The following is a 22,058-nucleotide window of genomic DNA, read 5'->3' as shown; positions in this document are numbered from 1 at the left end:
AGGTACAGGACATGGTCTGTATGCAAAAGGCACTGGAGCGTGAAATGGCAGAGGGTCCATCGTACTCCTGCTTAGACAGTGCTCAATCGTACCAGACAGCCTACGAAACATCGGGTCGTGCGAGTGACTTGGTATGCATGCAGGAAGCTTTGAAGAGAGAATTACAATGATGAAAGTTTTCAAGCTTGCTGCAGTCTTAGGGGCATTGATCACGCCCGAACTCGCTTATGCCGATTTCATAGATACCAAGTGGAGCGTTGTGGGATGGACAGGTGAGTCTTGGTTCGCGAACACCCAAAACATAATCGGGAAAACGCAAGAGTTTCATAGGGGAGAGGCGGTTGGAGTTTTCTATTCCTGTGACGCCTCTGGTCAATCATCGACATATACGACATATGAGACCGTTGATGCCTTTCTTGCAAACCCGGAATTCGAATTGTTCAAGCCTGCTGAAAAAGATTTGCGCTTGAGCGGACCCAAGGTCTTTGTTCATCGTATCACCTGCGACGGTCACGGAGATCCTGGCAAACGCCGGGTTTTGTATCCATTTGTCACAACGGAAAAGCGACACTCGGCCTACTATCTGTACGAAGGCGGATATTTCTCGCTATATAGTCCTTGACTTGCCATTAGCTGGAAAAGCGATGATGCGATTGAGTTGATCAGTTCGCACCCAAAATCGACAATGTGACGAATGCCTAGTGGTGTGCACTATTATAGCGGGAAACTAGTGCATATCCCTATCTTGGACCAATGGCGATAAGCTGTGCAACAGCATCATGATGGTGTATGCCAATGGCAATGAAACATTCTTAATAAGTATTCACGATAATTGTTGGAATTTTGTTCCTGGTGAGAAAATAGACGCTGATCTTTTATTCGATGGTTCACCATATCCGCTATCTGCAATCGAAGTCCGCAATCCGAAGGTTTTAACGCTTCACGGTGGTTCCGAAGAAGACGGCGTAGAACCGTCTTCCGGGAGAGCTCTACTCTAGAATTCCATCGAGGGCGCGGAAACTTAGCGTGAAACTCACACAATCCAACTCTGCAGCCGATGCTCTTTGGGGTTGTGTCGAGGCCCAATAGGGTCGAAGCACTGAGTTTACTCAGCGATGCCGTGAGTTGGATTTATCATTTTGAGCCGTTTGGCTGCATTCCTGCGCTGCTTTGAAGCCATCGCCGCCAAGTTATAGGCGCCTGTCCTCATGTTCCGTTCTTAAGCAAACCTGCGTCTGGGTAAGTTGTATTATCTTCACTCAGCAACTAAACAGCTTGGTAGAGCTAAAGCATGCGGGGGTTGTCATGTGGACTTGGATCAAACGAGGGCTTCTCGTAGCTGTACTCGGCTATAGCGGGTATGCCGTATGGGATTATTATAGGGCAGGCTATTTTTCGCGACCTGAGATGCCAAAAGGTGCATTCTCAATTTCTTATAAGAATGGTTTGCGTGCGATCCTCGTTAACGTGCAAGATCAGCGAGAGACAAGGCGATATTTCAGTTATCCCTTAGATGTACCTTTCTACCTGAAAGATACTTGGTCACTCTGCAGCCCTCCCACCCAGGATGAACTGCCCAACGCCGAAAAATTCATTGCTGATCGCAATATGCCTGGAGAGCGCTTCGAAGTAGTTTGCCGTGTTCAAGTAGATAATGATGTGGTTATTCGAGGACTGATTTCTAGTGTTCCTAGACTCTGAAACCGAGCTTCATCGTTTGAGCGGGTTGGCGTTGATTTCTCGCATTCCAGCCATAATTGGTCAATCGCTTGATACCACCTCAGTCGTTGATAGGCCATGTCGGCAATATTTTTTACCTCACAGTCATATTCCTGGGAATTATCGTTATCGCGTAGGCACTTACTAGGTTTTCGCGTGCACTAGCGCCTTCCGCGGGCTGCCAGCGACCGATGGTAGTCTTCGGTCGCATTTGCATGGACTTCTGTGGCGACATCACGATTATTGACTACTCATCAACAGCACGCTTCCCCTCTGTATGGGACTATTCGCTAAGTTCGCTCCTTAGATGTAACAGCGTTCTAAGAAGACAGGTTTGGTTCCCTTCAACTGAGTGTTGACGAGCACGCCTTAATCAGTGACACCGGACAACCATGTCATGGACAAATCGAGAACCTGATGCGCCTGAAATCTCCCTGGAAGGCCCGCCTCACGGACGGTGAGGGCAATCCTTCCACACGTCTGCTGGAAGCACTCTCTGAAGACATTTTGTCGGGGCTTTTGGCAGGCGGCGACAGGCTTCCACCCCATCGCGAGCTTGCCTGGACGCTCGGACTGGGTGTCGGCACAGTGACAAAAGCTTACGCGGTGCTGGAACGGCGGGGCCTTGCACGCAGTATCAAAGGAAGAGGAACCTTTGTTGCATCGTTCCAATCGGAAAATCGCGCGACCATCGACTTCTCCGTCAATGCCATTCCGCCAATGCTAAGTGATCGTCTGTTGGCACGTACTCTCTCAACTGTGTCTCGCAAGATAGATGCTCAACATGTCCACTTGAGACCGCCACTTGCAGGCCATGATGCTCACCGCAGGATCTTTGGGAAATGGCTTGAGAGCCTGGGAATATTTGTTGAGCCCAACCGCATCATCCTGACCGGAAGCGGCCAGCAGGCACTCTGGCTGGCGTTCGATACACTGTGCGGGGGAGGGGGGCTGATCATCACCGAGCGACTGAGTTATCCCGGGGCGATAGCACTCGCGCGCCACAGAGGTCATCCAATTGCCGGTGTGGAGATTGATGAAGAGGGTATGGTGCCGCACGATCTGGCACGGGTTCTAGACGATCCAAACAATCAGCGGAGGCGAAGGCTGGTTTATCTCACGCCTTCTCTCCATAATCCGACCACTGCATCGATGAGCCTCGGCCGTCGCCAAGAAATCATCGGGATTTGCCGTCAACGTGACGTGCAGATTGTAGAGGACGGGGTCTATACGCTCGGCTCCAGCACTGATTACCCACCTCTCGTGGCACTGGCACCCGATAATGTGTTTCACGTTACCAGTCTTTCAAAAACACTGACGTCAGGTCTTCGATTAGGGGTTCTGGTTCTTCCCGAAAAATGGATTACTTCAGCTGAAGAAGCTCTGCAGGTCATTCCACTGGCGGCTTCGCCTCTGGATTACTCCTTACTTGAAGAGTGGTTCACTAGCGGGGTTGTCGAAGCCACACGAACATCGCTTCAGGCAGAAGCCAGCCGCAGAGCACACCTTGCTGTTTCGCTGCTTTCTGACAGGAAAATCGTCACCAATCCCGCTGCGTTCCATGCGTGGATTCCGATGCCCCATGCGCAGGCGGAGGCGTTCGTGTCGTCAGCAGAAATGATGGGCGTTATAGTCACGCCACCAGATGCAATGCGCGCAGACCGCCAAGATAAGTCGACGGGGATACGGCTTTGTCTCGGCGGTCCCTCGATCGATGAATTATCGCGTGGCCTGTCGATTCTGGCAAAATTTCAAAGCGGCCCTGTGTGAGGGCAGGGCCGCTTTAACGCTGTCACTGGTTGTTCAGTCCTCGTAGGCCGAGGTGCCACTACCAACGGATTCGGACGGACGCCATAACTTCCCTGTCATCGCCATATTGGCAGGAGGAAAACTCGCAATTGACGTAATCTTTTCCAAACAGGTTGGTGGCGTTGACCGACAGTGTCACGTTCTCGTTGACATCGTAGCGGACTAGAGCATCGACAACCACATTGGCGGGTATCCCATGATCGATACCTGAAGCACGGGTTGTTCCCTTGTAGCGCACACCGCCTCCAACGCTCAAGCCTTCGACGCCCAGTTGCGCAAGATCATAGGTCATCCACAAAGCGGCTTGGTGATAAGGCGTGTTTTCGCTGCGTCGACCAATTTCTTCTGCCACTTCACTCTTGGTAATTCTTGCGTCCGTATAAGCGTATGACCCAACCATAGTGAGATAATCCGTGAGGTCAGCTTTCGCCTCCAGTTCCAGGCCCCGTGCACGTTGCTGACCAATCTGGGTGAGGTCACCGGCAAGATTGGCTGAGACAACATTATCCTGCGTCAACTGATAGACGGCTGCACTGAACAGCATGTTGGTTCCGGGCGGCTGGTAGCGTATTCCGGCCTCAATCTGTTCGCCTGTGGTGGGGTCGAAGTTTATATCGTTGGTGAAAGCCCCAATGGATACTGGGAAGAACGATTGCGCATAGCTGATGTAAGGTGCCAGCCCATTGGCCGCCTCATACACCAGTCCCGCACGCCAGGTCGTTTCCTGCGTATCGCGGGTAATCGTCTGCCCGGTTCTATGGATCCTAAATTCCTGGTCGGCCCAGTCGTGGCGCAAGCCCCACAGCACATTCCAGCGTTCGTAGAAATTGATATTGTCCTGAACATAAATTCCGTGCTGCGTGGTCGTGGTTTTACCGCCACGATTTAGGGCAGGGTTTTTGTTCACCACAATGGGTGTACCGTAGACCGGATTGTTGAGATCAATCGACCCAACCGCTGCACGGAAATTGTCAGAGTCATAGGATGTGTCGTAAAAATCATATCCGACGACGAAGGAATGTGACAGCGGACCTGTATCCAGGTCAAACTCAACATTCATATCGTGGGTAAAACCCTTGGCTTGATCATAACGATCGCTGTATTGCCGCGCCAGAATACCGGTGGCGGCGGCATTGTTCACCGCCGCAGTGCCGGTCTGGGCCATGAGATAACGCCAATCAAGGTCCGATTCATAATAGCGCGATTTCGATGAGAACTTCACATCATTGTCAAACCGATGCGTGAACTCATAGCCAAGAGCGCTCATGTCGCTCACCATTCGGTCGTAACCGGGCTCGCCAATAAATGTGCCCCGTTTCAGGAAAAAGGGTCCGGATCCTATACCGTCAATGATCTGGTACGGAATTGATGCGGGAAACCGGGTGCTGCTTCGTTGGTAGAAACCCAGTATAGACAGCGTTGTATCGTCATCAGGGCTCCATTCCAATGCTGGCGCAATGTAGAAACGATCGTCATTGCTGTAGTTCACCGGCGTATCACTATCCCGTCCCATGACGGTGAGGCGATAGGACAGGGTATCGGTCAGGGCATCACTGAAATCAGCCGTAACCTGTTTGCGTTTGTTCAGTCCACCTTCAATGCCAATTTCACGAAGCGGTTCATCTGTCGGACGTTTGCTGACGCCATTGACAAAACCGCCGGGCGAAAGCTGGCCGTAAAGAACAGACGATGCGCCTCGCACAACGTCCACGCGCTCTAAACCAAAAGGTTCCTGAGTTCCGTCATAGGAATTGTTTTGCAGTCGCATTCCGTCACGCAACAAGCCACCTGTACCGGGTTCCACATCAAAACCCCGGATACGGAAGCGGTCCGCGACGCGGGAAAATGAACGTGGCTGTGCTGTAAAGCTTGGGCTGTAGGCAAGGACATCGGCAAGCGTTCGCGCATCGCGATCCTTAATTTCCGTTGCTGACACAACCGACAATGACTGAGGTGTTTGGAGGATCGGCGTGTCTGTTTTGGTCCCGCTATTGCTTGTTTGAGCCACATAGCCATCGATTGGCGCAGTAGCGTCCGTTTTACCAGTCACGACAATTGATTGGAGGACTGTTGCGCTCTGAGTATCCTGAGCCATGGCAACACTTTCCGCCGAAAGTAAGCAGGCCAATGCAGAGCTGCAAAGAAGGCTTTTGGTGCTGAATTTTTTGAAACGCTGGCGCATTGGTCCCCCAAACCTTGACGTTGCCGCACAAACATGACACTCGCGGTCAACAAAGATGGGCGTCACTAACATGTGATGCACTTCTGGAAAAACGCTAAAGTGTCTCAACACACTTTTAGCATTGCATGCCTTTTGGGGGCCGGTGTTACAGGTTGCCAAATCAGATTGAATCTTTGGTCTCGTCGTAACGACGTCGGCGCGTGGATAGACATACATGTTTTCGATAAGTGATCTAAATGTGTACCACGGTGACACTCATGCTCTGCGCGGCATCAATCTAACCGTCAAGGAACATAGGTTCACTGCCCTGATAGGTCCGAATGGTTCAGGCAAATCAACACTCCTTGGCGCGATTGCTGGAAATGTGCTTCCAAAAAAAGGCAGCATCTTTCTCGACTCAAAATCAGTGTCGTCCTATCCAAAGCGGGAGTTTGCCCGCCTGGTTTCTTTCCTTCCTCAACGCACACATACCCCAACGGGCATAAGCGTTCGTGAGCTGTTGGTACAAGGGCGTTTTCCCTGGCGAACTTGGCTGGGCAAATGGTCGAACAAGGATGAGGAAGCGGTCCGGCGGGCTGCCTCACTTTGCGAAGTAGAGGCGTTACTGGATAGGCCGCTCTCTGCCCTTTCGGGCGGCCAACTGCAACGTGCCTGGATTGCGATGACTTTGGCACAGGATGCCCCCATCATTCTGCTTGATGAACCGACCACCTATCTGGATGTAGCCAATCAATTGAGCCTCCTTGATCTCCTGGCCATGTTACGTGACGCAGGCAGGACCGTGGTTGCTATTCTTCATGATCTCAATCAGGCGGCGCAGTATGCAGATGAGCTCGTGATGATGCGGGAGGGCGAGATTGTCGCGGAAGGTGCGACACTTCGCGTTTTTACAGACCACAACATCGAGAATGTGTTTGGCGTACGCTCCAGAATGTTGGAGGACACTGTAACCGGCGGAGTGATCTGCATACCCTCATCGCTCGAGGCTTAGGCGGCTGACATGTTATCCGCCATTCGTTTAATACCTTTTATCGCACTCACTATTGCTCTTGGCGTCGCTGCATTGGTGCATCTGGCATTCGGGGCACGTGTGCTTGATTGGGGTGTCGTGTGGGATGCAGTATTGTCTCCTGATTATACTAATCCACTCCATAACATTGTCCTTGATATGCGCATGCCGCGCCTTTTCAGTGCGCTGATTGTTGGCGGTGCACTGGGTTTAGCGGGCGTGCTGCTGCAAGCCCTGACGGAAAACCCACTTGCAGATCCGGGACTGCTTGGCATCAACAGTGGTGCTGCATTTTTCGTGGTTGGCGGATTGTTGGTCGTGCCTGATATGACGCTGGCGATGATCCCGCTTTTGGCATTTTCTGGCGCTATTGTGGCGGCATCGTTTGTTCTTCTCAATGCAGGAGTAGAACAACATCGCGCACGGCTCATCCTGTCCGGTGTCGTCATCAGTGCGCTGTTCAGCGCTCTGACCTCAAGCATTCTTCTGATGGATCAGCAAGGGCTTGATTCTCTCAGACGTTGGCTTGTCGGTTCGTTGGCGTTTGAAAGCAGCGAAGCAAGATGGCACACCCTGCCGCTGCTCATTGTTGCTAGTGGCATAGCGGTATTTAACATTCCCGGTCTCAACCTTTATCGCCTGGGGTCACACAAGGCCTCATTGCTGGGGCTGAACATTGGGCGTTTTCGAATATCTATGCTTTTGGCATCTGTGCTTCTCTCCGCGTCAACCGTGGCAATTGCCGGACCAATTGGTTTCGTCGGCCTAGTGGCGCCCCATGTCGGGCGGATGTTGTTTGGTAACAATCATCGCTACCTGATCGTAGCGGCCCCTCTATTAGGCGCATTGATGGTGGTGATCGGCGATGTGGTCGCTCGCGTTGTCGTACGGCCGCTCGAACTAAACACCGGAATTGTTGCCGCTTTGGTTGGCGCACCAGTGTTTATCGCCCTTGTCCTTGGGAGGCTGAAATGATTCCAGCCTCGGTCGGCTCAGACACGACATCTAGAGATAAAAGGGCACGAAAGATTGTCGTTTTCATTTGCATCTTCATGCTGTTGTTTGCATTCTTATCCGTCACTTTCGGAAGTTATCCGATGACAGTAAGTGATGTCGTGACAAGCTTCAGTTCAAGTGATGACAAAGATATCCTTCATACGATCATCTACGACATTCGCCTTCCTCGGATTATGCTGGCTATTTTGTCCGGTATGGCAATGGCGCTTTCGGGTGTTACACTTCAGGTTCTGACCCGCAATTCACTTGCTGCACCAGGCCTCGTCGGGGTTGAAGCCGGAGCAGGGACAACAGTGCTTCTGGCGATGATTGTGTGGCGGTCGGACCTCACGGAAGAATTCTACCCTCTCGCGGCCTTCGTAGGCGGTGTCCTGGTGGCACTTTTAATAGCAGTCCTATCCTGGAACAAAGGGGTTAACCCGCTACGTCTGATACTGGTTGGTGTCGGCATAACCGCAATTTTGAGTGCGGTTTCCGACACGATGATAACATATGGTCGCATCGACCAGGTTGAATCTGCTTTGTTGTGGTTGGCGGGTAGTCTTCACCATGCGGGGTGGGCAAATGTCCGCGGCCAGCTTGTCTGGCTGACAATTTCAGGGATACCCATTCTTCTACTTTATCGTCATTTCGATCTTTACCAGCTTGGAGAGGCCGTTGCAGGCAGCCGCGGACTGGATATCGGCAGGTTCCAGTTGGTCGGATTGCTGCTGAGTGTGATGCTGACAGCGTCCGCCGTGGCCAATGTCGGCACTATGAGTTTCATCGGGCTGATCGCACCACACGCATCCAGACTGCTTGTCGGGGATCGCCACCGGTTTCTGTTGCCGTTAACTGCCCTTGTCGGTGCTTGCATCGTACTGATTGGCGACACGGTCGGTCGAACGCTCTTTGCACCCCTCCAGATACCAGCCGGTCTGGTCGTTGCCGTTATCAGTGCACCCTATCTGCTTTTCCTGCTTTCGCGCAGAGGACATATCTCATGAGAATGCGAGCACTATTTGTAACGTTATTGTGCTTTGTGAGTGGTGTGACCGCTGACGCAAGTGAAGCGACAAGGACATTCACGAACCAGTTCGGAAAGACGGAAATTCCTGTTTCACCCCGCTGTGTGGTTTCTTTGCATGACTTCAGCCTGACCACGCAATTGCTGGAGCTCGGCATTACGCCCTGTGGCTCTTCGGGCCGCAAGCGACTGTTTAAAGGAACGATTTTTCGTGGTGCGTCGCAACGTTTCGATACGTCCGCTATCCACTATATTGGTACCCATCAAGCGCCTGATATTGAGACCATCGCGTCCCTCAAACCTGACCTGATCGTTGGCCTGTCCTATCACGCAGCGCTTCGCGAAAAGCTGTCGTCGATTGCACCCGTGGTTCTCCTGCCGGTGCGCGAAAAGAACATAGTCGAATATGCTGAACAATTGGCAGATATCGTTGGCAAGCAGGCACGCTACAAAGAGTTGAACATGGAGTATCAGGGCATTGTCAACGCGTTCAAAAACCGTGTCCGCGATCCCGCCACCATCACTGTCACGCCAATGGAAATTTATCGCGATGGTTTTCGCCTCATCGGTCGCGGTGGCATGGAGGAGGTGATTTCGGACTTCGGGCTCGGTCACGTCCCCGCTTATGCAAACAGCTCCCCTGACATTCCCTACAGTCTGGAACGAATTTCAGATTTTGACAGCGATGTGATTATCGACACTTATGAAGAGATGTTGAGTGAAGAAGCGGAGACCATGGCATTTCGCTCAACTGCCCAATGGCGAAATCTGTTTGCGGTCCGAAATCGCCAGTTCCTATACCTTAACCGCAGCCGCTATGGAGAAACGATGAACGGCCTAATAGGCTCTGCGACCTTGCTTTTTTCGCATGTCGGTGAGCGTGAAGTGCTGCGGCAAGCTGACCTCAAAGAGGCGGCGCAGTCTCGCTAAGACCCGTATCAATCGATAGGTTCGACCGCTACAACCTGCCAGCGGTCAGCTGCTTGACTTGATCCCCTCGTGATAGTGTCGCACCGGGTATTCACTTCAAATGAATGGCGCGCCAATCGAATGCGTAGGCGGCGTGAAGACATGACAGCTATGAATTCAGCGTTCTTTTCCGGGTCTCTTGAAAGTTCTGGACTTTCCTGCAGCTCCACCTCCCTGACACCATCACCGTCAGCATAGGTAAACGCAGCATGCTCTGCCACCTGTCTTGCCTCATCAAGCATTGGGTTGCCACGGTAGGCCGGCAAAAATGGAATTCCGTTGGACAGAGCCTCCAAAAAAGCAGGCACAGCTTGAGACTCGAGCCGGCCATATCTCTGCCGCGCGGGCAGGACAATCAGGGTAGCTGCGAAACGACAGCCGCCCAAATGGGTCGATTGCAGTACCCGAAACTTGGTTGGATCAGCTTTCTCTTTCAGTGCTTTCCAGGTGGAAAACCCGTATTTTGCGCAACAGGGATCCTGCTTGCTATCCGTGCAACAGAGTATGGTTATGCGCGTGTCAGGTTCACAATCCAATGTGCCACCGGATGCGATGTGTAGGAGGTGTTCTGCTGCTAGTTCGTGAGATGCGACAGGTAACACCTTTCCATCGACCGACAACGCGATATCATCGCCGTCAACCAGGGCAACATGCACCCCGGCCTCATTTGCTTTGACAATTGCATCAGATAGACCGACTGGCATTTCAGCCGACTGTGTTCTGGGAACCCGCCAGTGACGGCGGGGCCAATGTAACAGTGCATATCGGTTTGCAGCCACCCCTGAACCAGGCAGCGGCTCACCGCGGTCGATGCAAATATCCCGGCAAAACTGATGATTGGTCATAGGACATTGACTTACGGGATAGTCATACCATCAGACAAGAAAAATCGCGCCTGAAGGTACCGAGCACTCGTACTGCATCGTCACCGTGTGGGGCAGGCGTACTTTGGCTCTCGAAAGTCATGCACGGTTTTGCCGCTTCGTTCACATAACGATTGTCGGCTGTTTCGCTCAGGGACTTCGTCTATCGCCAATCTGATAGGAAAGCCTGACGGGGCTATCCGTTGACGATACTTTGAATATAGATTGCGAATGACCGCTGACAAATGCGGAGATGGATATTACTGACTACCACTCAGTAGGGCTTTCTGGGTCCTGCTTCCATGGATTTGCGATTCTAGGGGCGAACGCTTCCTTGCTTGTCGCATTGGCGGTTGCGCGAAAGCCTACGTCATCTATGCGACTGTGGGTGCCCGGCGTTTCCTCAAATGCAAATGACGCGAACCAAGGGCGGGCGCAGAGTGAGAGGCGATCCGCAGATCAATCGATCCTGCGTGGAAACGGTCATGGCAGGTTCGGATGCTTGAAAGTCTTCCGACAGGTGGACGGCTCATTAGACATCTTGGTGATGCACAACCGTCTCGAGGAGCACTGCGATCTGCGTCGATGCGAATATTGCCGGGGATGTCGCTCTGTATCTGCCTGGCATCTAGGAGATCGGCTTGGACCAGGAAAAATTTAAACGCCATCTCTTGCTAGGCCGCCCGAACACAGGCGACCTAGCAGTGCTTGGGCTTTTAGCGCAGAGCGACAGGTAGTAGTGCAGGCGAGAAATCCTGGTAGGATACTGGCCTAAGGAAGCGATAGATTGCCAAGGTGCCGACGGAGGTCGACCTCCCGTCCGCCGTTGCTGGGTACGGCCCGCCATGAACCATCGCTGGTGAAACCTCGACGCCGGTTCCGAAGCCGTTCACCAGCAATCGTCCGGCAAGCAACTCGAGCTTTGGAACAAGGCCACGCGCAGCGGGCTCGTCGTCCTCCGCGATATGGAGCGCAATCGTAAGCTGGCCTTCCAGTACATCAAGGACCTGCTCGAGTTGTTCGAGATCTTTGCATCGAACGATCAGACCTGCGGCGCCGAACACCTCGTCTTGGAGCTCGTGATGAGCAAGGAATGCATCTGCAGAGGTTTCGAAGAGCGCTGCTGTACCATCGAACTGGCTTCCTGGCTTGCCGGAGGCGATTACTCGAACTTCCGGATGTCCCGTTAGTTTGGCCACTCCATCGCAGTAAGCTTTCGCGATGGAGGGGGTTAGCATGGCTTGCGCGTCTATCTGCGGGAGCAATCGCGCCGCCTGAGAGACAAAGGCGTCCAGCCCCTCCCCATCGAGGGCCAGCAACAATCCAGGGTTCGTGCAGAACTGTCCTGCGCCAAGGGCGAGTGACGCTACAAATGACGACGCTATGTCCGCTGCGCGGTTCTTCAGGGCCGCAGGAAAGAGAATGACCGGATTGATGCTGCTCATCTCGGCGTAGACGGGAATAGGCTGCTTCCGCCTGGAAGCTATGTCAATAAGAGCGGTTCCACCTCGGCGGGATCCCGTGAAGCCTACAGCACGGATTCGCGGGTCGGCGACCAGCCTCTGGCCTACTTCAAACCCCGCGTCGAAAAGCAGGGAGAATGTCCCCGGATGAAGGCCAGCTCGCGCGACGGCGGTTTGGACAGCTCGACCAACCAGTTCGGAAGTTCCGGGATGAGCCGAATGCGCCTTCACTACGACCGGACAGCCAGCCGCCAATGCGGAGGCTGTGTCGCCTCCGGCAACCGAAAAGGCGAGGGGGAAGTTGGAAGCGCCAAATACGGCTACAGGACCGAGGGCGATGTTTCTCAGTCGGAGGTCTGGCTTTGGCAAAGGCTTCCGGCCAGGATCCGCGCTGTCGAAACGTAGTTCCTGGAAGCGCCCGTCCCGGACCTCCTTCGCGAAGAGCCGAAGTTGCCCTACAGTTCGCGTCCGCTCGCCCTCCAGCCTACCGCGCGGGAGCCCCGTTTCAGCCATCGCTCTGACGATAAGATCGTCACCGATGTTTTCGATCTCGTCAGCAATGGCGTCTAAGAATGCTGCACGTCGACTTAGATCGGTTTCCCGGTATTCGCTGAAGGCTTCCCACGCTTGCTTCGTGGCGTGCTCCACGTCTTCGGCAGTAGCACCACCAAACAAGACATCAAGCGGCTCGCCTGTGGCGGCCTCGACCCCGGCAAATTCGCCGTTGGCTCCGCGCTTTTCCGACCCTGCGAGGAGCAGGTTACCAGTTAAGTTCATGGCTGAATTCCTTATCACAGTCTGGAGGCTATATAGGAAGCGAGACGGGCGGTGTCACCGCCAACGCCTTTATACTTCTCGTAATGTGGTTTGAAGTAGGAAACGAAAGCACGCCTCCTGTGGGTTCCATAGCACCAGCGCCGAGGAGCTTTTCTGTCGAGGCGCCCCCCTCGAAGACAAAAAAGGAGGCCATCGCCGGGCGGGTGGAGACCACCTAACGCGGACCGGAGACGATCCGCTCGCTCCGGCGTAGGGGAGCGCTGCTGCACCAGTAGATCGTTATTGGAGGAGAGAGCGATTTTCAGAAGCTAATCCTACCCGAAACATCGCGATACCAGACTTGGGTTTCGCCGATACCTTGGAGTCGACCAGGCTCATTCGGAGATGACACGATCGCGCAATGGAACGCTTTAATCTTGGTGCGATGTTCCTAAGCCTAATTGCTGGGCTCGGTTAGAATGGATGAGTGCGGATCGAGAGATCAAATCGATAAACCGATAATGGGGCATTTGGACTACTCATCTAGAGCAAAGTTAACTCGGGCGACGTGCGCAGATCGAACTTTCTCCAGCCGACGCGTTATTTAATCGCGCTTTTAACCCCACCCATTGCAGACATATCGTATAATCGGATATAGATCTGTCATGTCGATGTGGGGAGCATGGATGAGTTCGAAATTTTTGGTGATTGATCCGCGCAAAGACTTGGCTGCGCTCAAGGGAATCTTTTCGTTACATCGCATTCAGCTCCTACAATTGATCGCCAATCGCCCCGGCATCAATGTCAACGAACTGACTGAGGCGGCAGTCCTGCCGCAATCGTCGGTATCGGCCCACCTCAAGGTTCTAGAAAAAGCGGGCCTGGTTCGCACTGAAGCCAGACGGGCAAAGAAGGGGAACCAGAAGGTTTGTTTCGCGGTTTATGACGAACTTATCGTCACCCTACAGCCAGCACCGGAAGCCGTCACAGACAACGTTATCGAAGTCTCGATGCCGCTAGGTCTTTACACCAACAATGCCGTAACAGCGCCGTGCGGGATTTGCTCGAATGAGGGGATCATCGGGCTCCTCGACGTGCCGGAAACCTTTATGGATCCGGAACGGATGAAAACCAGTTTGTTGTGGTTTACCAGCGGCTTCGTCGAATATCAGTTCCCCAACAACGCCAAGCTTCGTGGCGACTTGATCGATTCCGTCGATATCGTTATGGAGGTCAGCTCTGAGGTGCCGGGCACCATGGCGAATTGGCCCTCCGATATCCTTATTTCTATCAATGGTACCGAGATTGGCGCATGGACATCTCCGGGCGATTTTGGTGACCGTCGTGGCACTTACACACCCGCCTGGTGGAAGCTGAAAGGCTCCCAGTATGGCATGCTAAAAACATGGTCCGTCGGGTCAGGAGGCACCTACGTCGACGGCCATAAAATCTCTGATGTAACCATTGGCGACCTTGCCCTCGATGAGCACAGATCGATCCGCCTGAGGGTCGAAGTCAAAGCGGAAAGCAAACATCCTGGTGGCATAAATATCTTCGGACGCGGCTTTGGAAACTACGATCAAGATATTGTTTTGCGTTTGAAAACAAAGCGCGACTGACCAAAGTCCGCATTATTTCCCCTTCATATTGTGCGCCGCAGCACAAAAGCCCCATTGACAAGGCGACCTCGTAAGTTGATGTTTATCGAAAAATACGATCTATATCGTATAATTGGATAGCTTGGAGGAGACATTCATGAAGGCCCGTATTGCCGTTCACCGCGATTTTAAGATTAGCGACATCGACGAAAGGCTATATTCCGCTTTCATCGAACACATGGGTCGGGCGATCTACAGCGGCATTTACGAACCGGGTCACCCTGAGGCCGATGCGCAGGGGTTTCGCAAAGACGTACTGAAATTTGTTAAGGACCTTAAGATCCCTGCGATCCGTTATCCGGGTGGCAATTTTGTCTCGGCCTATCGCTGGGAAGATAGTATTGGCCCGCGTGAAAACCGTCCGGTTCGCCTTGATCTCGCTTGGCGTTCGAAAGAGAGCAATCAGATCGGCATTAATGAATTTGCCGACTGGGCAAAACAAGCCGACATCGAAATGATGCTGGCCGTCAACCTCGGTTCGCGTGGCCTCGAAGACGCCCGTAACTTCCTGGAGTATGTGAATTTTCCCGGCGGAACTGCCTGGAGTGATCTGCGCCGTTCGCACGTCGACAATGATGGTTATGGCGTCAAGATGTGGTGCCTCGGAAATGAGATGGACGGCCCTTGGCAGATTGGCCACAAGGTCGCCACCGAATATGGCCGCTTAGCCAATGAGACGGCTAAAGCGTTCAAAGGCTTCGACAGCACCATTGAAACAATCGTCTGTGGCAGTTCCAACGATGAAATGGCGACCTATCCTGAATGGGAGCGCGAAGTTCTCGAAGAGTGCTATGAGAATGTCGACTACATTTCGCTCCACAAATATTTCGGAAACTCAAGCAAGGACACGCTGAACTATTTCGGCAAGGTCGTTGAAACCGGCCGCTACATTCAGACAATTGCCGGCACCATAGATTATGTGAAAGCGAAGAAGCGAGCCAAGAACGACGTGCATATCTGCTTCGACGAGTGGAACGTCTGGTATCACATCCGCGAAGACGATCGTCGCCGCTGGAAGAGCTGGGATTGGCCGGAAGCTCCTGAACTGCTTGAAGAAACCTACAATTTTGAAGACGCGCTGTTCGTCGCCGGTCTCCTGAACGAGTTCATCCGTCGTTCGGACCGTGTGCGCATCGCGTGCATTGCGCAGCTCGTTAATGTTATCGCGCCAATCCGCGCAGAACGTAATGGTCCGGCCTGGCGCCAGACCATTTATCATCCCTACCGTTTTGCCTCGATCTACGGTCGCGGTGAGGCACTGAATGTCGCAGTTGATGTGCCGACTTATGATTGCCACGTTGCCAATGATGTTCCCTATCTCGACGTTGCGGCCGTGCGCAATCGCGATGAAAGCATTCTGACATTCTTCGTAGTCAATCGCCATTTGACTGAAAATGCCGAGGTTGATTTCAGCATGACCGGCTTCACCGGCGCCGTGCTGCTGGAGCACCACGCGATGGAAGGATACGACCTCAACGACACCAATGGACCGGATCGCCCGGACCATATCATTCCCAAAGGCGGCTCCGGCGTGGGTGTCGAAGACGGTAACCTCAAGGGCTCCATCGCCCCACTGTCATACCACGTCTTGCGTGTGAAGATCGATTAAGGAGACGGCGATGGGCATTACGCTTCACAATGTCAGCAAGCGTTTTGGCGCAGTCGACATCATCAACAATGTCAGCATGGAAATTCCGACGGGATCGTTTGCGGTATTCGTCGGCCCTTCCGGTTGCGGCAAGTCGACCCTGCTGCGCATGATCGCCGGGCTGGAGGACACCACCTCCGGCACGATCTCGATCGAAGGACGCGACGTCACTCAAGTTGAGCCCGCCAAACGCGAAGTGGCGATGGTTTTCCAGTCTTATGCGCTCTATCCGCATCTGACGGTTTATGAGAACATGGCCTTCTCGCTCAAGCTCAAGAAAACCCCAAAGGCCAAGATCGACGAGATGGTGCATGAGGCTGCGCGCATTCTGCACCTCGACGCCCATCTGAAAAAGCGCCCCTCCGAATTGTCCGGCGGCCAGCGCCAGCGTGTCGCAATCGGCCGAGCCATCGTTCGGCAGCCAAAGGTTTTCCTGTTTGACGAGCCGCTATCGAACCTCGACGCAGAACTGCGCGTGCAGATGCGGCTGGAGCTTGCCAAGCTTCACAAGCAGATTGGCGCGACGATGATCTACGTGACTCACGATCAGGTCGAGGCAATGACACTCGCCGATCACATCTTCGTCCTGAAAAACGGTGTGGTACAGCAGACCGGACGACCACTGGAACTCTACGACAATCCCGACAACCAGTTCGTTGGCGGCTTCATCGGCTCGCCGGCCATGAATTTCCTGCCTGGACGTGTGCTCGGCCGTCAGGGAGAAACATTGAGGATCAGTCTGGACGGCATTCAAAGCGAATTGTTGGCCAAGGTTTCCGGCGATGTTGGCGATGGAACGGCTGTGAAAGTCGGCATACGCCCCGAACATCTGCGTCCCATGAATGACGGATTCGTCGCCACAGTCGACATGGAAGAAGACCTCGGCGGCGTTTCTTACCTGCATGCCCGTCTGGCCGATGGCCGTGCATTGGTTGTGGAAACCCGCGGACGCGAAGCGCGCGTTGACAGCCGTTCCCTTCATCTCGGCGCTGACGCCGGTGACGTGCTGGTCTTCTCGGAAAGCGGTCACAGGCTTCGCTGATTGAACTTGAGTTTGGGTTAACCGCCATCGACGGGAGATCGCTGGCGTCAAAAAATGGAGGAACTGACATGCGCATGAAAAGATTGTTTGCTGCCGCAGCCATGACGCTGATGGCAATACCTGCAGTAGCGCAGGAAAACGTAACCTGGTGGGACTTTCTTGCCGGCGGCGACGGCATTCGCATGAAGGCGCTGATTGCGCGCTTCAATGAAGAACATCCTGATATCAAGATCACCAGCACGACTCTGGAGTGGGGTATTCCCTTCTACACCAAGGTGCGCACGGCTGTTGCCGTCGGACAGGGTCCTGATGTGATGACCTATGCCCTTTCGCGCCTGCCGCTTGGCCTGTCCGAAGGTGTGCTCGGTGAGATCACCGCGGAAGATCTGAAGAACGCCGGCCTTACGAAGGAAGACTTTTTCCCGGCCTCTGTTCAGGCATCGACCTCCGATGATGGAAAGCTTCATGCCGTGCCTTTCGACATTCACTCGATCGCGCTTTATTATAACAAGTCCTTCCTCGAAGGTTCGCGTTTCCTTGACGGCGACAACAAGCTGACAGGCATCAGCAACCTCAAGGACTTTGAAGAAGCACTGGCTTACGCCAAGGAAAAGGGTGCTGAAGCACCAGTTACCTACCCGACAGCCACAGCTGCTGGGACTTACCGCGTATTCTACACCCTTCTGCGTCAGCAGGGCGGCGAACTGATCTCGGGCAAGGAAGTTCTGGCAGGCGACAATCTCGAAAAAGCCGCCAAGGCAATCGAGGTCATGACAAACTGGCGCAACAATGGCTGGCAGCCTGAGCAGGCCGAGTCAAAAGCCGCGGTTGCCTTGTTCACCTCTGGGAAATCCGCCTTCATGCTAGGCGGCGTCTGGGAAGTCCCGACGATGATCGACCTGGAGAAAAAGGGCTCGCTCGGATTTCAGTGGGGCGCGGTACAGGTACCGAACCTGATGGGCACCCAGACAACCTGGGCGGATTCGCACGCCTTTGCCATTCCGGCTAACAGCAAGATGTCCCCGGAAAAGCGCAAAGCCGTCATGACCGTTATCGGCTGGATGGAGAAAAACTCCCTGTCCTGGGCTGGAGCTGGCCACATCCCGGCCTTCAAGGCCGTGGTCGACAGCGAGAACTTCAAGAAGATGGAACCAAACGCCACCTATTCCTCGCTCGCCAACTCGGCATCCTACGATCCGCGTTCGATCATCGCTGGTGTAGCATCTCCGGTCTACGACGCTTCGGTCAACGTGATTGCTCCGGCAATTCATGGTTACGCCGAACCAATGCAGGCGGCCGAACAGGTCAAGCAAGATCTGCAAGACCGGTTGAAATAAGCGGTACTTCGGCCGCGCTAAACGCGCGGCCGTCTTTCTCATCGGGAGGTTTCCGACTTGGCTATGTTGACTAACCGGCGCAAAGAGGTTGCGGTTGCCGCCTCACTGGTGGCGCCATTCGTACTGATCTTTGCGTTGGTTTTTTTGTATCCGACAATAAGACTAGTGCTTTTGAGCATGACGGATGCTCCGCTTATCGGCGCTGGCCAGTGGGTTGGCCTTGATAACTTCAAGAAATTGCTCACAGACAAGCTGTTCCTGACTTCGCTGAAGAACAACGGCTATTTCATCCTGCTGACCGTCGTCCCGACCACGGCGCTGGCACTCACCATCGCGCTGTTGGTGACGCGTCTCAAAGGATCGCTGCAGGCCTTGGCACTGGCGATCTTCTTTATGCCCTACATCCTGCCGGTATCGGTCGTGACGCAAATCTGGATGTGGATGCTTGATTTCCAGTTCGGTGTTCTGCAGCCGGTCTTTTCGTTCTTCACCGGCAAGCCGGTCCCGGTGTTCAAGAACCCGTACTGGGTGATGCCGACGGTTGCAGCCGTGACGATCTGGTGGACCAACGGCTTTAACGTACTACTGTTCATTGCCGGACTGCGCAACATTCCCAAAGACTTCTATGAGGCCGCATCTCTGGATGGTGCCAGCCGCGTACAGCTGTTCACCAAAGTCACCTGGCCATTGCTGTGGCCGGTTACCGGTCTGGTGCTGACATTGCAGCTTATTCTACAGCTGAAAATCTTCGATCAGATTTACTTGCTCAGCAGTGGTGGTCCGTTCAATTCATCTTACGTCCTGCTGCTGATGGTTTACCGTGAGGCATTCCAGCTGAACCACGGCGGTTACGCCTCCGCCATAGCACTGGTGTTGTTTATGATTATCGCCACCTTCTCGGTATTGCAGTACCAGCTGGTCCGCATGGGAGGACGTCGATGAAATCTGTCAGATTGTTTGAAAACTGGGTACTGACGCTCGGTACGTTTCTGGCCGCAGCGCTGTGGATTTTCCCGCTCTACTGGGCTTTCCTCACCTCCATCCGGTCAGAGGACCGAGTGGTGTCGAACGAGGCGGGCATTATTCCGGATGAGTTCAACCTCGCCAACTACATCGACATTCTGTGGGACACCAATCTCGTCACCTGGTACATCAATTCGATTGGCACCGCTGTCATCATCACTGTGACGGTGCTGATCTCCGGCATGATGTGCGCCTATGCCATTTCGCAGCTTCGTTTTCCGGGACGTCGCATTCTCTACGGCGTAGTGCTCTGTAGCTTCATGGTGCCATCTCAGGCGTTGGTCGTTACACAGTTCATCCTCATGAACGATCTTGGCCTAATCAACACCTGGGCTGGCATCATCCTGCCGCAGCTGGTCGTGCCGGTAGTCATCATCGTTTACAAACAGTTCTTCGATGCCGTTCCCAAGGAAATGCGCGAGGCGGTGGTTCTGGATGGCGGCGGCGACTACACTCTGCTGTTCAAGGTCTACTTACCGCTGAACTGGGGTATCACAACGGCCCTCGCCATCATTACCTTCATCATGGCATGGAACCAGTTCCTCTGGCCTTTCCTGGCCGTTACGACCGAGGACATGATGACAATTCCAGTTGGTATTACCCAGGTCAATGATGCGTTCGGCGTGTTTTATGCCCGCCTGATGTCCGTGGCACTGCTTGGCGCAATGCCGGTGGCAATTGCCTATCTGATCTTCCAGAAGAAGGTCACCGAGGCGGTGATGATTTCGTCTGGCGTCAAAGGCTGACAATCCCGACATGATAAAGGCCCCATCTTGAATGCTGCCCCGGCATTTAAGATGGCGCCTTTATTCTTTGATCTTGAGGAACAGCGAAGCTGGCATCAGTATTGTGAGGCCTAACTCAACTATCTCCGATAGTTTATATTTGGTGCGGAGCAAAGCGCCAAATTCCTGAATACTCATCGAAATTCTTTTCGATCGCGCGTCATGTTTCCCCGCAGAGGTCAGGAACAACAAAACATTGCCTTCGATCGAATGAGAGGTCGGGTCGAACTCCGTCTCCAAATTTTTTGTTGCCGATCTTGAAATGGAAAATCTGCAAAACCAAATCGATTGCCGACAGCCGCTGAAACAAGGGCCGGTTTCGCTGGGAGCGCTGCTTTTAGCACTCCCGTATCCATGTTGCTTCAAGGAGGATATGGCTATAGCAACATCTTACGACTTCGCACCACTTTTCCGTTCAAGCGTCGGTTTCGATCGGGTATTTAGTCTGCTCGAAAACGCTCAGCGCGCCCGCTCACCGAGCGATTGGCCGCCCTATGACATTCGCAAGATGGGTGAAGACACTTACAGGATCGCCATTGCAGTGGTCGGCTTTGACGAGGATGAACTCGACATAACCTTCCAGTCCAACTTGCTCACTGTTTCTGGCAAAAAACAAGATGAACCGACGGATGGTTACCTCCACCGGGGAATTGCCGCTCGCCCGTTTGAACATCGGTTCGAACTCGCGGACCACGTAAGGGTGAACGGCGCCGACCTGAAAAATGGCCTCTTGTCGATCGAGCTTGTTCGTGAGATCCCCGAGGCACTAAAGCCACGTAAAATTTCAATCAAGAGGTCGCAGGACGTGACATTGGGCGCACCAACTCAGATCGAGGCGCCGAAGGCTGCCTGAGTTTTCCTATTTGCGAGTAGGCGAGGGCGTCACTGCGGTGGCGCCCCACACATCCGGGTTTGGAGAATGGCCCGCCTCACTCACAGATACAACGCACTCCGTTGCCTTAACGGCACGCAAAGCAGCTCTATGCGGCGAGATCGAAGCAGACACCGCTCGCGGTCTGTTTACAACGTTTGCTGAAAAGCAGGATCTCATGGCTCCCAAAACGTCGGCGGCTATTGTAACTCGATACCGCAACGGTGATCCCCACGCGCGGTGAGCCGTGAACTCACCGAACCACCGCAAGGTTTTCAGAGCACTGTCTCTATTTGCTCGCTTCATATATTTGCGGCGAAGACACACGATCTCGAGCTGCAATCGATTTTGAACCAAGGTCGAGCATGCGACAGCTCGTTATGATTAGTTCGCGGCAGTGGCGCACGCTGCCGCGAATGACGCGTTATCAATTGGGACTCGAAAGTTCTTCGTATTTCTTGCTGACTTTGTCTCCGGTCAACAACTTTTGCAGTTCGTTGCTGTAATATCCGCTCTTCTTGTTTTTCTCTCCACTCCACAAAGTCCAGTATTTTGCGCCTTGTTTGTACCAAGCCCAGCAATCTTTAGATTTTTTGCTTCCGCCATCCTTCACGCCTTTGATCAGGACGTCGGTACACATTTCGTTATCTTTCACCGACCACCGTCCTTCTCCCAGGAACTGACCGTTTTTACCGACCAGCAGATATTTGCCGTCGGGGGCGAAGTAAGAGTTGATGCGGCTCCAGTCAGAGGTTTTATCCGCGTAGAGAGCTTGAACCTCACTCGCGGAAAGTTTTATAGCGTCTTTGGGAAGTTTGTCCGCCAGTGCACTTCCGGCAAACGCCGATGTCACGAGAAGGGTGATCGTTGCAGTCCGAATTTTCATAATGATGTCTCCGGT

The 22,058-nt window shown here is 53.5% G+C and carries 19 protein-coding genes; 15 read left to right on the top strand and 4 right to left on the bottom strand.

The window, feature by feature from the left end; translation table 11 throughout:
• The first annotated feature begins 166 nt into the window (after positions 1–166).
• From HGO37_RS14010 to HGO37_RS14000, 3 genes are all read left to right on the top strand, one after another.
• Entirely contained in the window at positions 167–622 is a 456-nt protein-coding gene (locus HGO37_RS14010) for a hypothetical protein (RefSeq protein ID WP_250983834.1), read from the top strand.
• A gap of 683 nt (positions 623–1,305) precedes the next feature.
• Positions 1,306–1,701: a hypothetical protein gene (locus tag HGO37_RS14005; protein WP_250983833.1), complete on the top strand. Its 396-nt coding sequence runs from the start codon at positions 1,306–1,308 to the stop codon at positions 1,699–1,701.
• A 435-nt stretch (positions 1,702–2,136) separates the two neighbouring features.
• Positions 2,137–3,489, top strand: coding sequence for an aminotransferase-like domain-containing protein (locus HGO37_RS14000; RefSeq protein ID WP_250983832.1), 1,353 nt, complete (start codon positions 2,137–2,139; stop codon positions 3,487–3,489).
• A 58-nt stretch (positions 3,490–3,547) separates the two neighbouring features.
• On the opposite strand, the gene HGO37_RS13995 is transcribed toward HGO37_RS14000, so the two are convergent.
• Complete coding sequence (locus HGO37_RS13995) at positions 3,548–5,926, bottom strand: TonB-dependent siderophore receptor (RefSeq protein WP_250983831.1); 2,379 nt, start codon at positions 5,924–5,926, stop codon at positions 3,548–3,550.
• Here HGO37_RS13995 and HGO37_RS13990 point away from each other — a divergent pair.
• The 4 genes from HGO37_RS13990 to HGO37_RS13975 are packed head-to-tail and all read left to right on the top strand — an operon-like array spanning position 5,925 to position 9,672.
• Positions 5,925–6,701, top strand: a complete 777-nt coding sequence (locus HGO37_RS13990; protein ID WP_250983830.1) for an ABC transporter ATP-binding protein — start codon at positions 5,925–5,927, stop codon at positions 6,699–6,701. The genes HGO37_RS13995 and HGO37_RS13990 overlap by 2 nt on opposite strands.
• 9 nt (positions 6,702–6,710) lie before the next feature.
• Entirely contained in the window at positions 6,711–7,694 is a 984-nt protein-coding gene (locus tag HGO37_RS13985; RefSeq protein WP_250983829.1) for a FecCD family ABC transporter permease, read from the top strand.
• Positions 7,691–8,722 carry a FecCD family ABC transporter permease gene (locus tag HGO37_RS13980; RefSeq protein ID WP_285200591.1) on the top strand — a complete coding sequence of 344 codons (1,032 nt, stop codon included), beginning with the start codon at positions 7,691–7,693 and terminating at the stop codon, positions 8,720–8,722. Before HGO37_RS13985 ends, HGO37_RS13980 begins: the two co-directional genes overlap by 4 nt.
• Positions 8,719–9,672 carry an ABC transporter substrate-binding protein gene (locus HGO37_RS13975; protein ID WP_250983827.1) on the top strand — a complete coding sequence of 318 codons (954 nt, stop codon included), beginning with the start codon at positions 8,719–8,721 and terminating at the stop codon, positions 9,670–9,672. Before HGO37_RS13980 ends, HGO37_RS13975 begins: the two co-directional genes overlap by 4 nt.
• 8 nt (positions 9,673–9,680) lie before the next feature.
• Here HGO37_RS13975 and HGO37_RS13970 read toward each other — a convergent pair whose 3' ends face one another.
• Together HGO37_RS13970 and HGO37_RS13965 are read right to left on the bottom strand one after the other, a co-directional pair.
• On the bottom strand, positions 9,681–10,556 hold the full coding sequence (locus tag HGO37_RS13970; protein WP_250983826.1) for a sucrase ferredoxin: 876 nt from the start codon (positions 10,554–10,556) through the stop codon (positions 9,681–9,683).
• Between the two features lie 734 nt (positions 10,557–11,290).
• Positions 11,291–12,814 (bottom strand): aldehyde dehydrogenase (NADP(+)), encoded by a 1,524-nt coding sequence (locus HGO37_RS13965; protein WP_250983825.1) that lies wholly within the window; start codon positions 12,812–12,814, stop codon positions 11,291–11,293.
• Positions 12,815–13,479: 665 nt separating this feature from the next.
• Between HGO37_RS13965 and HGO37_RS13960 the strand changes: the two genes are divergently transcribed.
• From HGO37_RS13960 to HGO37_RS13925, 8 genes are all read left to right on the top strand, one after another.
• Positions 13,480–14,412: an ArsR/SmtB family transcription factor gene (locus HGO37_RS13960; RefSeq protein WP_250983824.1), complete on the top strand. Its 933-nt coding sequence runs from the start codon at positions 13,480–13,482 to the stop codon at positions 14,410–14,412.
• A 136-nt stretch (positions 14,413–14,548) separates the two neighbouring features.
• On the top strand, positions 14,549–16,060 hold the full coding sequence (gene arfA / locus HGO37_RS13955) for an arabinosylfuranosidase ArfA (protein ID WP_250983823.1): 1,512 nt from the start codon (positions 14,549–14,551) through the stop codon (positions 16,058–16,060).
• A gap of 10 nt (positions 16,061–16,070) precedes the next feature.
• Positions 16,071–17,141, top strand: coding sequence for an ABC transporter ATP-binding protein (locus HGO37_RS13950; RefSeq protein WP_250983822.1), 1,071 nt, complete (start codon positions 16,071–16,073; stop codon positions 17,139–17,141).
• Between the two features lie 74 nt (positions 17,142–17,215).
• Positions 17,216–18,478: an extracellular solute-binding protein gene (locus HGO37_RS13945; RefSeq protein ID WP_502941422.1), complete on the top strand. Its 1,263-nt coding sequence runs from the start codon at positions 17,216–17,218 to the stop codon at positions 18,476–18,478.
• A 63-nt stretch (positions 18,479–18,541) separates the two neighbouring features.
• Positions 18,542–19,420, top strand: coding sequence for a carbohydrate ABC transporter permease (locus HGO37_RS13940; protein WP_250984084.1), 879 nt, complete (start codon positions 18,542–18,544; stop codon positions 19,418–19,420).
• The gene (locus HGO37_RS13935; protein ID WP_250983820.1) at positions 19,417–20,247 is read left to right on the top strand and encodes a carbohydrate ABC transporter permease; all 831 of its coding nucleotides are present in this window, start codon (positions 19,417–19,419) and stop codon (positions 20,245–20,247) included. Before HGO37_RS13940 ends, HGO37_RS13935 begins: the two co-directional genes overlap by 4 nt.
• 418 nt (positions 20,248–20,665) lie before the next feature.
• Positions 20,666–21,139 carry an Hsp20 family protein gene (locus HGO37_RS13930; RefSeq protein WP_250984083.1) on the top strand — a complete coding sequence of 158 codons (474 nt, stop codon included), beginning with the start codon at positions 20,666–20,668 and terminating at the stop codon, positions 21,137–21,139.
• A gap of 37 nt (positions 21,140–21,176) precedes the next feature.
• Positions 21,177–21,401, top strand: coding sequence for a DUF982 domain-containing protein (locus tag HGO37_RS13925; RefSeq protein ID WP_502941420.1), 225 nt, complete (start codon positions 21,177–21,179; stop codon positions 21,399–21,401).
• Positions 21,402–21,584: 183 nt separating this feature from the next.
• Here HGO37_RS13925 and HGO37_RS13920 read toward each other — a convergent pair whose 3' ends face one another.
• A complete protein-coding gene (locus tag HGO37_RS13920; protein ID WP_250983819.1) occupies positions 21,585–22,043 on the bottom strand; it encodes a DUF995 domain-containing protein in 459 nt (152 codons plus the stop codon).
• Between the last annotated feature and the right edge of the window lie 15 nt (positions 22,044–22,058).

It is taken from the genome of Rhizobium sp. CG4, from assembly GCF_023701965.1.
GTDB lineage: Bacteria > Pseudomonadota > Alphaproteobacteria > Rhizobiales > Rhizobiaceae > Agrobacterium.
The sequence above is the reverse complement of the archived record's forward strand: the minus strand, read 5'-3'. Positions and strand labels throughout refer to the sequence as shown.